Here is a 13426-nt window from a genome sequence, read left to right on the forward strand (position 1 = left end):
AATCAGCGCAGGCATTAACGCCTTCAGCCGCTTCCCGCAGATCCGGTCTGACGCCTCCCAAAGCAGCACGAGCGCGTTGTGTTCCGCCTCATTATAGATCCGACGTCGCGCCCGTCGGCCTGCGCTTACGTCTTCCTGGCCTCGAAGTAGACGCATCGCATGTTTGCGATGGAATCCGGTGATGTCGACGAACTCGCCTGGAAGCGGCCGAGCTGCTGGCCGCACTCTGTCGATCAGCGCGGCTGTTCGTAAACTTCTTCCAACCCTCGTTCAAACTGTTAGCCAAGCAGCGCGACAGTGCTCGTGTACGCAAGACATACAGCGCGCCGGCAACGCCTCACCAGCGCCTGGCAGCGGACGTCCGCACGCCTGAAGGGTCAGATCGCCGCGGAAAGCCTTGAGCCGGGTGCGATTGCAATCGATATCGCCCGCCGCCATGGCTGCCGGACACAGCAGGTACATGACTGGCGACGCCGGGCGCGTTCAACAACTGGTGCTGCCGGCTTCGGCAGATGCAATATCGTTCGTGCCTTTGGTGTCGGAATCGTCGCCACCGGCGGCTGCGGAGCCTCCGCCAGCATACACTTCGATACGCGGCGACAATGGTCCTCTTATGTCGTCCGAATGGTCTCCACTATGAGCACCCTTGCCGCCAATCCCAATTCGTGCGCGCTGCGCGACGTCGTCGATGCCGAGCAAATCCTCACTGCAATGCGTCGACTCATAAGTCAGCACCGCCACCTTTGCAGACGGGGGAGCTGGCGCAGCCGTTGCGAGCATCGATGCAGACGTCGCTAAGTGCTTGAGCGCCTGCGCTCGGCGTGCGAGAAATCGCTGTGATCCTACTCGAGTGGGCTAAATTTCCATTGTCGCACCCGCAATCCGCCGAATGAGCAAACTTCCGGTTTTTGACATCGTGGTCCTGTACCGGGGTCGTGGTCGAGTAACTCAGCCATTCGGCTTCGCCCTCACAGATCCGGGCGGGCAGACTTCCCGCACCCGGCTCTTCCCGAGCGTAACCCGCGTCATATGCGCGCCTGCGCCCTCGAGTGATGCGTGGAACGGAAAGACGGAAGCGAGCCGTCAGGGTCTCGAACTCCGGCCATCTCTTGCGCGAGATGATCGGCTTTGCTGCCCAGCGGCTGATGGAGCTGGAAGTCGAAGGCCAGGTCGGTGCAGCCTACGGCGAGAAGAACCCCGAGCGTCTGGCCCAGCGCAACGGTGAGCTTCGACCGGACCTGGGAGACCTGGCCGGCACGGTCGAGCTTCGCATCCCAAGCTGCGCAAGGGCTCCTACTTCCCGGGTTTCCTGGAGCCGCGCCGGATGGCCGAGAAGGCGCTCACCGCCGTGGTCTGTCGATTCCGAGGTCATCGCGCGCACCGTACCGATTTGATGGCGCGCGGAGTTCCGAAATGATCGCGCGCTTCGTTGCGGTCATGGGCGCATCCAGCTTGTCATTCCCGCTAGCGACGTGGACCGAGCAGCTCGGCGACTGGATCGCGGGAAACGACGCGGCCTACAGCTTTTTTGGTGACGCGACGCAACTGCTGGTGCCCACAACGCCAAGATCGCGGTGATCGAGGCCTGCCTCTGTGACCCCATAGTCGACCGCAGCTACAGCGATATGGCGCAGCATTCCGGCACGGCCGCCTCGCCCGAGAGATAAGGCAAAGGTCGAGGCCTGCGGTGGGAATCATCGAGCGTTGGCTGCTGCGGCGGTTGCGCAACCGAACTTTTTACAGCCTGGCCGAACTCAACCGCGCGATCGCCTAGTGGCTGGCCAAGCTCAATGACGAACGGGTACTGCGTCAGTATGGCCGCATACGGCGCCAGCTTTCGAGGAAATTGATGCGCCAATTCTCAAACCGCTTCCGGGCCAGCCGTGGGTCCATGCCGAATGGCGGGTCGGGCTCGACTATCACGTCGAGATCGAACAACACCATATTCGGTGCCCTATCGCTTCGCCCGCCGCTGAGTTAGACTAGAAGCGCGGATCAGCGCACGAACGATTGAACCCTCCTTGGAGGCGAGCGTGCATATGCGTGGCAGTGGCAACGGGCGGCACACGACGATCAGCGCCACATGCCCTCCAGCCACCGGCGCTATGCGAGTGGACGCCGGCAAAGATCTGCAGGGAGGGAGGCCGGTCCGGCCCGATACTGCGCTAGTCGACCGGATCATCGAGGACCTGAAGCGAAAGATCTTAACCATGCCCGCCAACAGTTATACTGGCTGACTCGTTCTGCTCGCTACGAATTCATGAGAATCTCCGCAGCCAGCTCGCCGAGCGCCACGTCAGTCGTGGGCCGTAGCGGAGCGCTTTTGGTACAGCCAGCATACCCTGAGCGGAAAGCAGCGGATCGATGTAGGCTAGCGCACCTCCTATTGCGACATCCCGCACGATGAGGGTAAACGAGGTCACCGCGTAGATGCCCTCGCACGCGACGACCGTTCCAATGGCGTCCCGGATTTCCGCGCCTCATGTGCTCGGCTGTCCACAATACCGGCCGATGCCTCGCCTTGCGTGAAAGCCTGGAGCTGGGGTACGGAGCTGCGACGTGTCGCAATGATATTGTCATTTGCAGCCGCAATTATTTTGAAGGCCGGCGCCATATTTGCCCAAAGACCCACCATTTCCTTCGGCAGAGGCGCGAACGAGCAGCGCTGGAGCGGCCGATCGACTGGAGAGCATTCAGGGAGCAGGGCGCAGGCCTCGGATAGAGGATGACCAAAGAGCTGAGAAGCTGACGGCTCCGGGGCCGTGATGGTAGTCCCGATCGACAGGCGCGCCGTTAGCTTGTTTTGGTTGTGCAGGGCCTCTTCCGAGGCCCTGCGATCCGGCGCCCGCCAGGATCAGATGCTCTCAGATTGTGCGCATCGGACGACAACCTTGCAGCATTGCTGCGCGATAGCCACGCTAGTCGCTGCTCCCCGCCTACCCGACCTGCTACATTGACTCAAGCGTCAACTGGAAGGCCGCGAAGATGAAGAGGACTACAAACACAAGCGCAAACAATCTGCTTTCCAGTTCCGAAAAGGACGTGGTGATCGAAATGCGGCATGCTATGCATCGCGAGCCGGAGCTTTCCAACAACGAGTGGAAAACTCAACAGCGGATCCGCGAAACGCTTGAACGGTTTGGGCTGTTCGATGCGAAGACCTTTCACAAAACCGGCCTTTACGTCGACATCCACGGTTTAGCCTCCGGGCCGCAGCGCTCCGTCGCCATACGGGGCGACATCGATGCCTTGCCGATCCAGGAAACCCGGGACGACTTGTCCTATCAGTCCCGGGTCCCAGGTCATATGCATGCGTGCGGTCATGACCTGCATGCGTCGATCGCTATGGGTACCGCACTTGCGTTTCATCGGATGCGAGAGAGCTTTTCTGGCAAGCTTCGCGTGTTTTTCCAGCCCGCCGAGGAGGCGGAGCCACTCGGCGGACGATCAGTGGCTGAGCAGGGCCTGCTTAGCGGCTTCCACGCTGCTGTTGGGTTCCACGTCAAAACTGATTTGCCCGCGGGGATGTTCGGCGCACGCCCAGGCGCTGTGACACAATCCGCCGATCAGTTCGCGATCACACTTATCGGGACCATGGCCCACGGCGCGAGGCCGCATGCGGGCGTGGATGCAATTGCGATGGCCGGGGCATTCATCAATGAGGTCCAAAAGGTCGTGTCGCGGGAAATGCCCTTCGATGACGGGGCGATCGTCACAATCGGGACGATTGCAGGTGGCGAAGCCACAAATATCATTTGCCCGTCAGTTACGATGACCGGAACTATCAGAACAAGCCGTTGTGAGCGGAGAGAGCTCCTGGTTCAGCGCGTGCGAGAAATAGCTGAAGGGGTCGCGACGATGCACCGCGGGAAAGCGGAGTTCTCCCACAAATTCGGTGAACCGCCGGTCATTAACAACGACGTGATGGTTGACAGGTTTCGGCGGCTGGTGGTCGAGACCGTGGGCAAAGACAAGTTTTCCGACCTGAAGTCGTCGAGCGCAGGCGGCGGCAGCGACGATTTCGGATTCTACTCCGCGTGCGTGCCCTCGATCTACTTCTGGTTTGGCAGCAAGGAGCAAGGCAACGAGTCCGGCGTGCACACGCCAACTTTCGGAGCCTCGGACGATCTGCTCGTTCCGACAGCTGAGCTCGCGATCAGGTACTGCTTGGAGATGCTGAATTCGTAGCGGCGCCGATGTACGATCCCGCCACAAATGACACGAAAAGATCCGCCGGCCCGCCCTCGATCCACGCGAGAGAACGACCCACTCTTTCCAGAAGGAGTTTGCACATGGCAATGCCTAAGGCTTCGCAAGCATTCGCCCGCGGCGGGTATCTGCGGAGATTATCCGCCGTCAAGTCGGAGATAGAGCGGCGAAGGTCGAAGCGGTGGTCACGGCTCCGGCTAACATCATATATCTCTCCGGATACACTTCGAGGTCGGGCTATGTTCCGCGGGGGCTGGTCGTGACTTTAACGGATGAGTAGCCGACCTTCCTGACGCGCAGAATGGTCTGGCCGGCGGCGATCCATCAGATGTTTGTCGATCGCAGTCGTGTCACTGGTTATTCGGAGGCGCTCATCGCTACCCCGAACGGGAGGAGACCATCGACTTCATCTTGGACGATGGCGTCGGCCGCAAATGGACCGGTCTGGAAGAACGGCTCTTGCCCGCTGACAGTTAAGAAGTTCAAATCTCGCTCGACAGGCGCGAACATCGTCTACTGCACTAACGCCGTGACCCGGATCCGCGGCGTGAAATCGGACTCGGAATTCGCGATGATGCGGGAAGCTACCGCTATTTCCGACGCCGGCATGCTCAAAGCGAGAGACGTTATCCGCTCAGGCGCGCGCGAGGCCAATGAATCCGCCGAGGTCATTGCAACATTGGTGCGCAGCGCTAACGGCAAGCCCAGCACGGATTTTGCGGGCCTCTTCTTTGCGCTGCGCACGCATCTCCACGTGTCACATTCGCTGGACCGAAGACGTCTTCCAGACGGGCTCGCAGAGCAATTTCGAGTTCAGCGGCGGGCGTCATGGCTAGACCTCTCCGCTGATGCGCACGATGTCGCGATCGGTAAGCCGTCGGATCACATACGCCGGTTGCATGAAGGGAACGTTGCCAGGTTGGAAGCTGCACTTGCCGCCGCCAAACCCGGCAGGACCTGCAGCGACGTCGCCATAGCTTTCAACTCCAACTTGAAAACGCGATGGCTTGGTGAAGGAGTCTCGGTGCGGCTACGCCGTCGCGATAGATTGGACGGAACCTACAGCTAGCTTGAAGGACGGCGATAACACGGTCCTCAAGCCGAATACGACATTTCACCTCATGCTTGAAAACTGGATCGATGAAGACGTGGTTATGTGATCAGCGAAACCTTCCGCATACCGACGTTGCAGGTGAACCATTCACGAAGTTGCCGCGCGAGCTATTCGAACTCTGACGCGCAATCCGCTGCGGCCTCAGCGATTCCAGGCCTGCCGCTAGTGCGTTAAGGTCTCTCAAAGGAGAACAATGGGCCACTCTCGCTCGCAGCACTCGCCTTCTTGCACGAGGACACCGGTTTTCAACACTAGGCGTCCGCAGATAGGTGGCCCGGTCGCGGTGCTGATTGCGCCGAGCCGTAGTCCATCGCAATATCCCGGGCTCGCGCCTGCGCTCGTCATCACCAAGACCGAAGGTGGACGCGATCGTCACAATCGGAAAGGCCGCTTTCGAGCGATCATTGACAGCCGCTCCATGATGCTCACAATCTCTGAGCGTATCGTTGCCATTCGATCGGCGAGCCCTGGCGGCATGCGCGCGTTGCTGGGCAACTGTTCCGCCATAAATATCCGCCGGGATTCATGCAGCTTTTGCGTGGAGCGGGACAGAGGGGATGTTTCGCCCAGAGCCCCGTGGAGGAACCGAAGGCCGTTAAATACGTGAAAATCGCTGTGCGAAACTTCCTTTGGATCGATGTGTCGGCTGCCACTGTGCCGATTGCGGCGCCAGGAATAGCAAACCATCACCATCTCGCGCACTCTGCTGGAATTGTGCGCAAGAACGCCGAGGTTGCTGAATTTCTGCGTCGTTCGCCGGTCCCTTCTCAATTTCACCGCGTGGTTCCGATTAGAAGTGGTTCAGCAAAAGCGGAGATTGCAAGATGCAAGTCGGTGTTCCCAAGGAAATCAAAACACACGAATATCGCGTGGGCCTGACCCCTGGAGCTGTCCGGGAATATGTGGCTGCCGGCCACCAAGTATTGGTGGAGGCCAATGCCGGCGCTGGCATCGGGGCAAGCGACGAGGAATACCGGAAGGCCGGTGCAACAATCGCCGCGGCTGCTCGGGAGGTGTTTGCATCGAGCGAGATGGTAGTCAAGGTCAAGGAGCCGCAGCCGTCCGAATGGGTCCAGCTCCGAGAGAATCAGATCCTCTTCACCTATCTGCATCTGGCGCCCGATCCGGAGCAGGCAAAAGGACTGCTGAAATCGGGTTGCACAGCGATCGCCTATGAAACCGTCACCGACTCGAACGGGGGCTTGCCGTTGCTTGCGCCAATGAGCGAAGTCGCGGGCCGGCTCACGATCGAGGCTGCCGGCGCGGCCCTAAAACGGTACAGCGGCGGGCGGGGGTTATTGATCGGCGGCGTGCCTGGCGTTCAGCCCGCTCGTATCGTTGTCATCGGTGGCGGTGTCGTCGGTACGCATGCCGCCCGAATGGCAGCCGGTTTGGGTGCGGAAGTCACCGTCATCGACCGTTCGATCAACCGCCTTCGCGAACTGGACGAGCTATTCGAGGGCCGCGTCCGCACCAGGTACTCGACCATCGACAGCGTTGAAGAGGAAGTCTCTGCCGCAGACGTCGTTATTGGCGCCGTGCTCGTCCCAGGAGCCAGTGCACCGAAGCTGGTGTCGCGCAAGATGCTGAGCTCGATGAAGCAAGGCTCTGTGGTCGTTGACGTCGCGATCGATCAAGGCGGTTGCTTTGAGACGTCGCGTGCCACCACCCATGCTGATCCAACCTACGAAGTCGACGGCGTGATCCACTATTGCGTTGCCAACATGCCCGGTGCAGTCCCGCTTACCTCAAGTCAGGCCCTCAACAACGCAACTTTGCCTTTTGGCTTGGCTTTGGCAAACAAGGGCTTTGCGGCCGTGCTTGAAAATCCGCACTTGCGCGCTGGCCTGAACGTCTATCGGGGCCGGTTGACCTACAAGGCAGTGGCAGAGAGTCTCGGCCTACCATTTTCACCGATCGAACAGGCTGCGGCCTGATCTCCCAGGCCCCCTAGGGGCGTTTCCTCCCTAACTTGAAGGGGCCACCCTTGGAGTGGCCCCTCCTTTTTTTGCTTTCAAGCACCATTCTGGCACGTAATTCGACCAAGCCCACTGGGGCGAGTTCGTTAGGCCTGTTTTGGGTTGAAGAGGATTGTGAGAAGTCAGAATTGTCAGAGCTTTCGGTATGGTTCTCATTCTTTCACGAGTGCTCAAAACAGCTGGACCGTCGGGACGTCGCGATCAAAGATCGCTTATCTGTCCGGTGGCATTTCGATTGGAACTGCAAACCCCGATTTTACGCGGTCCATGATGACCATGGTTTTGAACCCCTTAATATCGGGGTTCTCGTAAAAGAAGCGTCTGGTGAAAAGCTCGTAGTCCTCCATCGTGCGAGCCGTTATGTACAGAACGAAGTCTGCATCGCCCGTGACATAGAAGCCATTTACGACTTCACTCGACGTTTTGATGGCCTTCTTGAATTTGTCGATGATATCGGAGCGCTCCCGCTCGAGATTCACGAGGACAAGCATCTGAATCGGCCTTCCCACTGCTCTTGCCGAGACGATGGACACATCCGACTCAATGATTCCTTCCGAACGGAGCCTCTTCAACCTTCTCTGACACGCCGTGGGGGAAAGCCCCGCCATTTCGCCAATGACCTCGGACGTGAGGCGATTGTTTTTTTGCACGATCTCCAGGATGCGTGCATCTATCCGATCGTAACGCATAGCGGTTGTCTCCAGCCCTAAGCTGCGTTTCGTCGCAAGGCATCAATGCTTTGCAGGAATTCATCCCGCGCACCGAAAATGCGACGCAAATCTGTTTGCGTCACTAGTATCCTGATTACTCCAGCAATTTCAATAAGTGACGGCGCGGGAGTTTCAAAATGGGTGTTCAAGGCTTTCGGCACAGACGCCCGGAGTGGGGTGGCCTCGCTATGCGGCACCTTCGAACTCTCAGACGACGAGACTTTTTAGCGGGGGCAGCGTTCATCGACGGCAAGTGGACGGACGGCGGGCAGAAGGACGCGGTTGTCGACCCCGCGACGGGGGAGGAAATCGCGGAAGCTGCCCGTTGCTCGGCGGCCGACATGGAGCTGGCAATCGGAGCAGCAGAGAAGTCGTTTGTTGCATGGAGGCGTCTGCTGCCCACCGAGCGAGGAGTGATCCTCAAATCTTGGGCGTCCCTGATCCGCGGCCATTCAGAGGATCTCGCCGTTCTTATGACCAGCGAGCAAGGAAAGCCTCTGGCGGAGGCACGCTACGAGATCACATATGGCGCGGGCTTTCTGGAATGGTTTGCCGCTGAAGGCGAGCGCACCTATGGCGAGACCATTCCGAGTCACAAAGCGGGAAGCCTGCTTCATGTGCGAATGCAGCCAATCGGTGTTGCGGCGGCGATCACGCCATGGAATTTTCCAATCGCGATGATCACGAGAAAGGCGGGAGCTGCTCTTGCCGCGGGCTGCCCGATCGTCGTGAAGCCGGCTCCCGAGACGCCATTGTCGGCCCTTGCCCTGGCTAGGTTGGCCGAAGAAGCTGGTATTCCGCGTGGCGTATTTCAGGTGCTTGTCGGTGATTCAATCGAGCTTTCGAAACCACTGTTGCGCGATACGAGGGTGCGAGCTCTTTCGTTTACTGGTTCTACCGAAGTTGGGCGCCTGCTTCTGGCAGAGGCGGCACAAACCGTGAAGAAAGTGTCGCTTGAGCTGGGGGGCCACGCTCCGTGCATCATCTTTGACGACGTCGATGTCGACAAGGCGGTTAAGGGAGCGATGGACGCAAAGTTCACCACTTCGGGCCAGGACTGTCTCGCCGCCAATCGCATCTACGTGCATAGAAAGATCTACCGCGCCTTCGTCGAGGCGTTTGCCACCCCTATTTCTCAGCTCAGAGTCGGGCACGGCCTGGAAACGACAACTGATATAGGGCCGATGACAAAGCTGTCGGTTGCCAACAAATGCAGGGCCCACATCGACGACGCCGCAAAAAAGGGGGCGCGGGTGTTTTGCGCCGACAAGGGCGCAAGTTTGGGTGCAAACTTCGTTCCTCCGACGTTGCTCAGCGATGTCACCGACCACATGCTGATCACGCATGAAGAAACCTTCGGGCCGGTTGCTGCCGTGCTCCCGTTCGATTCTGAGGCGGAGGTTGTATCCAGGGCGAACGCCAGCGAAATGGGGCTGGCTGGATACATCTACACAAACAACCTTCGCCGGGCGCTCCGCCTTTCTGAGCAGATCGAGTGCGGCATGCTCGGAATCAATACAGCTTCCTTTACTGGACCGCCCATTCCGTTCGGAGGCTGGAAGCAGTCCGGACTCGGACGAGAAGGGTCGAAGCACGGTTTAGCAGAGTACATGGAACACAAATACGTCTGTTTCGGCGATTTGGCGGCATAGGAGAACTATATGATTGATATCAAGACCATCGCTGAGCGAGATCGTTCCAGTGTTCTGCATCCCTTCACGCAGCTGAAGGATTTCGCGAGCGGCAAGCTTGGCGATCCCACAATCGTCACAGGTGGTAAAGGGATATCCATTCGGGATGCGGAGGGCCGAACATACATCGATGGCTTTGCCGGTCTCTACTGTGTCAATATCGGCTATGGGCGTACCGAAGTTGCCGAGGCCATCGCAAGGCAGGCCTATCAGCTCGCATATTACCACACGTACGCTGCTCACACGACCGAAGAGCTCGCAAAGCTTTCGCATCGCCTCGTGCAAATGGCACCGGGAAACGCCAGCAAAGTCTTCTACGGACTTTCCGGATCGGATGCCAACGAAACTCAGGCCAAGCTCGTCTGGTATTACAACAATCTGCGTGGTCAGCCGAAGAAGAAGAAGATCATCTCTCGCGAGCGCGGTTATCACGGGTGCTCGGTCATTTCTGGATCAATGACGGGAATGTCGTTCTATCACGATCAAATGGACCTTCCGTTTCCGGGTATTCTGCACACAGGCACTCCCCACCATTATTGGGGCGCTGAGCACGGGGAATCGGAGGAGGCCTTTTCTCGTCGGCGTGCGGCCGAACTCGAAGAGCTAATTGTGCGGGAGGGCGCGGAAACGGTCGGCGCGTTTATTGCCGAGCCTGTCCTTGGTACCGGAGGCATCACACCGCCGCCCAGCGGGTATTGGCGGGAGATTCAGGCCGTACTCAGGCGGTATGACGTTCTTCTCATCGCCGATGAGGTGATCTGTGGATTCGGGCGAACCGGGGCCGACTTTGGCAGTACTCTATACGGGATGGAGCCGGATCTCGTAACGGTCGCCAAGGGGCTCACCTCGGGCTACATGCCGCTCTCGGCAGCCATCGTGGGGGAGAAGGTTTACTCTGTTATGGAGGGGGCCGCCGATCGCGTTGGCGCATTCTCACACGGTTACACCTACTCGGGTCATCCGATCGCTGCCGCCGCCGCCAACGCAGTGCTCGATATCGTTGAAAAGGAGCAGCTCAGCAATCGCGCCAGGGTGGTCGGCGCGCACTTTCAAAAGCGGCTTAAGGAAAGGTTCGCTCAATTGGAGATCGCTGGCGAAGTTCGCGGCGTCGGCTTGCTCGGCGCTATCGAGTTTGTCGCGGACCGTCACACGAAGCGACGGTTCGACGCCCAGCTCAAAGTCGGCGCCCGCATCTCGAAGGCTGCTCGCGAGCGGGGACTTATTGCTCGGGCAATGCCGCATGGCGATATTCTGGGTTTTGCTCCGCCTCTTGTCGTCTCGGAAGGCGAGATTGATGAGATTGTCGAGCTTGCCTATCAGGCAACCAGGCAAGTCATTGACGAACTCGCCAGGGAGCCCGCAAGCGTTTAGAAACTCCGCATTCCACGCCCGGCACGTGTCGCACATCGGGCGCGCTTCATGAGTGAAGGTCATCCTCACCGTGAGGCGACCCGATCCGTTCTGAGCTAACTCAAGTAGCACCGGGCCGCCGCGGCAAATGCCCAGTTACACGGACTTTGTCAATCCTAGGAACTACGTCCGAATGGGGCAGGTCGCGCGCCCTAACGACCCAATGGTGGTGCGGAAGGTGCTGGCAAACGCGAGCGGAGAGATCTTCTCGCCCTTCGACTGGGCGCAAGCCATTTATCGCACCTCTGGCGGCGGTGGCCCTTCAGTTCATCTGAAGAAGGAGAGCAGGTGACTCTGTGGTATTCCTCCGTTGCGGGCCGTCTTGTTTGACGGACGCGAACGCTGCAGGTCCTACGGGTAATCCTGGGAGAAGCACTATGCCGATTTCGAGGGGCGGAGGTGATCACATCGGCCGAGCGGCGGCGCCGGTGGTCGCAGGATGAGAAGGAACGGCTTGTTGCAGCACTGGGCGAGGATGTGACCGAGACGTTGGGAGATCCCGCGCCGGTTCAAGGTCATCGAGACCGTGCGAGAGAAGTTCACTTGCCGCGATTGCGAGAAGATCAGCCAGCCGCCGGCACCGTTCCATGCCACGCCGCGCGGCTTCATCGGTCCGCAATTGCTGGCGACGATCCTGTTCGACAGTGGGGTCGAGGACTGGCGCGCCGCTTAACCAGTTTTCCCGGTCATGCACGTTTCCAGCCCCCGCCACATCGCACGCAGCATGCAGATTTCCCGCACTACGCGCTCCCATTTGCTTCATGACAAGGCTTATGGACCTATCATGTTGGAGCAGCTTTTACTTCGGCGGCACTCGCCCGGTAGCCGTTGAACAGCTTCAAGGTGTCGTACAGCCACGAGTTACTCCACTGCTTCCAGCCGAAGCCCTTTTGTTTCCGTGCCTTCGCCAGATGGCGTCTGACCTTCCTCTCTACCCAGTCTCTGATGTAGGGAAGCATTTACTGGAATCGCCTATCCGGAAGTAGTTTACCCATCCTCGGAGCTTTGGATTGATCAGGCTTATCACCCGACTAATCGGTTGCGACCGATAGCTGCCAAACACTTCCTTGAGCCCCCGCAGAAGCGCCGTCCGCTTTTTGAGCTTGGGCGTGTAATACGGCCGCATCACTCCGCGCAGACTGCGGAGATAGCGGAAGTCGATTCCCAGGAAGCCGAAGCTCTCGCCTCGGGCCAGGTCAACTATGCGACTCTTCTCATCATTCACCTCAACCTGTAACTTGGCGAACTCCTCCCGCAAGCGCTTGTTTATAGCGCCGAGCAGCCAGTCATGTCGCTGGTGGGCATAGATCAAGACAACCATATCGTCAGCAAAACGTGCATATTCGATATTGGTGTACTTGCCGCGACGTGTAACTTCACGTGCTCGCTCCAGCATCTTGTCCACCTCATTGAGGTAGAGGTTACTGAGCAAGGGTGAAAATTACGCCGCCTTGCGGAACGCCTTTCTTGCCAGAAGCTTTCAGCACAAGCCGCAGAAGATGCATGACGTCCCCATCATCAACCCGCAGGGCTACCTTCTCCAGAATCCGATCATGCCGGACGTTGTCGAAGTAGGCCCGCAAATCAAGATCGAGAACCCGCGTCTTCCGCTCAGCTATTGCTTTAGCAACTCGCTTGATCGCTTCATGTGTTGTCCGCTTGGGAACGATCCCGGTTGGAAATCCGCCTCGAATACAGGTTCGAGTATGAGCTTGAGCGCCCCTGTACCTCTCTGTCGCGGATAGCCGGAATCGACAGAACGCGGACCTTGGAGCCCCCGTCCTTCGGTATTTCCCGCTTCCTTGATGGAAGTGGCTTATAAGTGCGCTCGATCAGTTCGTCTCGTAATTGCTCGAGCAGAGACTCCACGCCTCGCGCTTCGATGGCTTCGAACGTCACCCCGTTATAGCGCGACAATCAGGATGAGAGCGCGCATTGCCTCGCCTTAATTGTTACCGGATGCTGAGCCGTTGCCTCACGTAAATTGCTCCCCTGGATCGGGAACAAGCGGGGGCGCAGATGGGGTGGCTGAGCATGGCAACGCGGAAGGAACTGACGGCGGCGGCGGGCGCGCGCTATCGGCGTTCGGATCGTGCGAAGAAGGCGCGGATATTAGACGAGTTCGTCGACATCACCGGATTCCATCGCAAACATGCGATGCGTCTACTTCGAGGCCAGGAAGACGTAAGCGCAGGCCGACGGGCGCGACGTCGGATCTATAATGAGGCGGAACACAACGCGCTCTTGCTGCTTTGGGAGGCGTCAGACCGGATCTGCGGGAAGCGGCTGAAGGCGTTAATGCCTGCGCTGATT

At 58.9% G+C, this 13426-nt stretch carries 8 protein-coding genes and 6 pseudogenes; 11 read left to right on the plus strand and 3 right to left on the minus strand.

Translation table 11 applies throughout. The features are described 5' to 3' along the window. A pseudogene (locus QY049_RS35250) lies at window positions 1-195 on the minus strand (ISNCY family transposase); the annotation flags it as partial. A gap of 2 nt (window positions 196-197) precedes the next feature. On the opposite strand from QY049_RS35250, the pseudogene QY049_RS35255 reads away from it, so the two are divergent. From QY049_RS35255 to ald, 7 genes and pseudogenes are all read left to right on the plus strand, one after another. After that, window positions 198-374, plus strand: a pseudogene (locus QY049_RS35255) (ISNCY family transposase); the annotation flags it as partial. Continuing rightward, window positions 304-798 carry a transposase gene (locus QY049_RS39170; protein WP_206733559.1) on the plus strand — a complete coding sequence of 165 codons (495 nt, stop codon included), beginning with the start codon at window positions 304-306 and terminating at the stop codon, window positions 796-798. The pseudogene QY049_RS35255 and the gene QY049_RS39170, both read left to right, overlap by 71 nt. Before the next feature lie 254 nt (window positions 799-1052). Further along, window positions 1053-1354, plus strand: a pseudogene (locus QY049_RS35260) (transposase); the annotation flags it as partial. 71 nt (window positions 1355-1425) lie between these two features. Next, window positions 1426-2110, plus strand: a pseudogene (locus tag QY049_RS35265) (IS21 family transposase); the annotation flags it as partial. Between the two features lie 875 nt (window positions 2111-2985). Then, entirely contained in the window at window positions 2986-4188 is a 1203-nt protein-coding gene (locus QY049_RS35270; RefSeq protein ID WP_128929852.1) for a M20 family metallopeptidase, read from the plus strand. 349 nt (window positions 4189-4537) lie between these two features. Next, on the plus strand, window positions 4538-5278 hold the full coding sequence (locus QY049_RS35275) for a M24 family metallopeptidase (RefSeq protein ID WP_245502108.1): 741 nt from the start codon (window positions 4538-4540) through the stop codon (window positions 5276-5278). Between the two features lie 869 nt (window positions 5279-6147). Beyond that, complete coding sequence (ald, locus tag QY049_RS35280) at window positions 6148-7260, plus strand: alanine dehydrogenase (protein ID WP_128929853.1); 1113 nt, start codon at window positions 6148-6150, stop codon at window positions 7258-7260. A gap of 254 nt (window positions 7261-7514) precedes the next feature. Here the strand turns inward: ald and QY049_RS35285 are convergent, their stop codons facing one another. Beyond that, complete coding sequence (locus tag QY049_RS35285; protein WP_128929854.1) at window positions 7515-7991, minus strand: Lrp/AsnC family transcriptional regulator; 477 nt, start codon at window positions 7989-7991, stop codon at window positions 7515-7517. Between the two features lie 158 nt (window positions 7992-8149). Between QY049_RS35285 and QY049_RS35290 the strand changes: the two genes are divergently transcribed. The 3 genes and pseudogenes from QY049_RS35290 to QY049_RS35300 form a co-directional block, all read left to right on the plus strand. After that, window positions 8150-9664, plus strand: a complete 1515-nt coding sequence (locus tag QY049_RS35290) for an NAD-dependent succinate-semialdehyde dehydrogenase (protein ID WP_128929855.1) — start codon at window positions 8150-8152, stop codon at window positions 9662-9664. Between the two features lie 9 nt (window positions 9665-9673). Beyond that, entirely contained in the window at window positions 9674-11074 is a 1401-nt protein-coding gene (locus QY049_RS35295; protein WP_128929856.1) for an aminotransferase, read from the plus strand. 504 nt (window positions 11075-11578) lie between these two features. Further along, window positions 11579-11756, plus strand: a pseudogene (locus QY049_RS35300) (IS66 family transposase zinc-finger binding domain-containing protein); the annotation flags it as partial. Window positions 11757-12044: 288 nt separating this feature from the next. Here the strand turns inward: QY049_RS35300 and QY049_RS35305 are convergent. Further along, a complete protein-coding gene (locus QY049_RS35305) occupies window positions 12045-12545 on the minus strand; it encodes a group II intron maturase-specific domain-containing protein (protein ID WP_206733229.1) in 501 nt (166 codons plus the stop codon). 587 nt (window positions 12546-13132) lie between these two features. Between QY049_RS35305 and QY049_RS35310 the strand changes: the two are divergent. After that, window positions 13133-13426 (plus strand): annotated as a pseudogene (locus tag QY049_RS35310) (ISNCY family transposase); the annotation flags it as partial.

The organism is Bradyrhizobium sp. WYCCWR 13022, assembly GCF_030435535.1.
In the GTDB taxonomy this organism is placed as follows: Bacteria; Pseudomonadota; Alphaproteobacteria; order Rhizobiales; family Xanthobacteraceae; genus Bradyrhizobium.

Coding starts and splice junctions, on each gene's coding strand:
- QY049_RS35270 (WP_128929852.1), top strand. CDS start 2,986: ATGAAGAGGACTACAAACACAAGCGCAAACAATCTGCTTTCCAGTTCC.
- QY049_RS35275 (WP_245502108.1), top strand. CDS start 4,538: ATGTTTGTCGATCGCAGTCGTGTCACTGGTTATTCGGAGGCGCTCATC.
- ald (WP_128929853.1), top strand. CDS start 6,148: ATGCAAGTCGGTGTTCCCAAGGAAATCAAAACACACGAATATCGCGTG.
- QY049_RS35285 (WP_128929854.1), bottom strand. CDS start 7,991: ATGCGTTACGATCGGATAGATGCACGCATCCTGGAGATCGTGCAAAAA.
- QY049_RS35290 (WP_128929855.1), top strand. CDS start 8,150: ATGGGTGTTCAAGGCTTTCGGCACAGACGCCCGGAGTGGGGTGGCCTC.
- QY049_RS35295 (WP_128929856.1), top strand. CDS start 9,674: ATGATTGATATCAAGACCATCGCTGAGCGAGATCGTTCCAGTGTTCTG.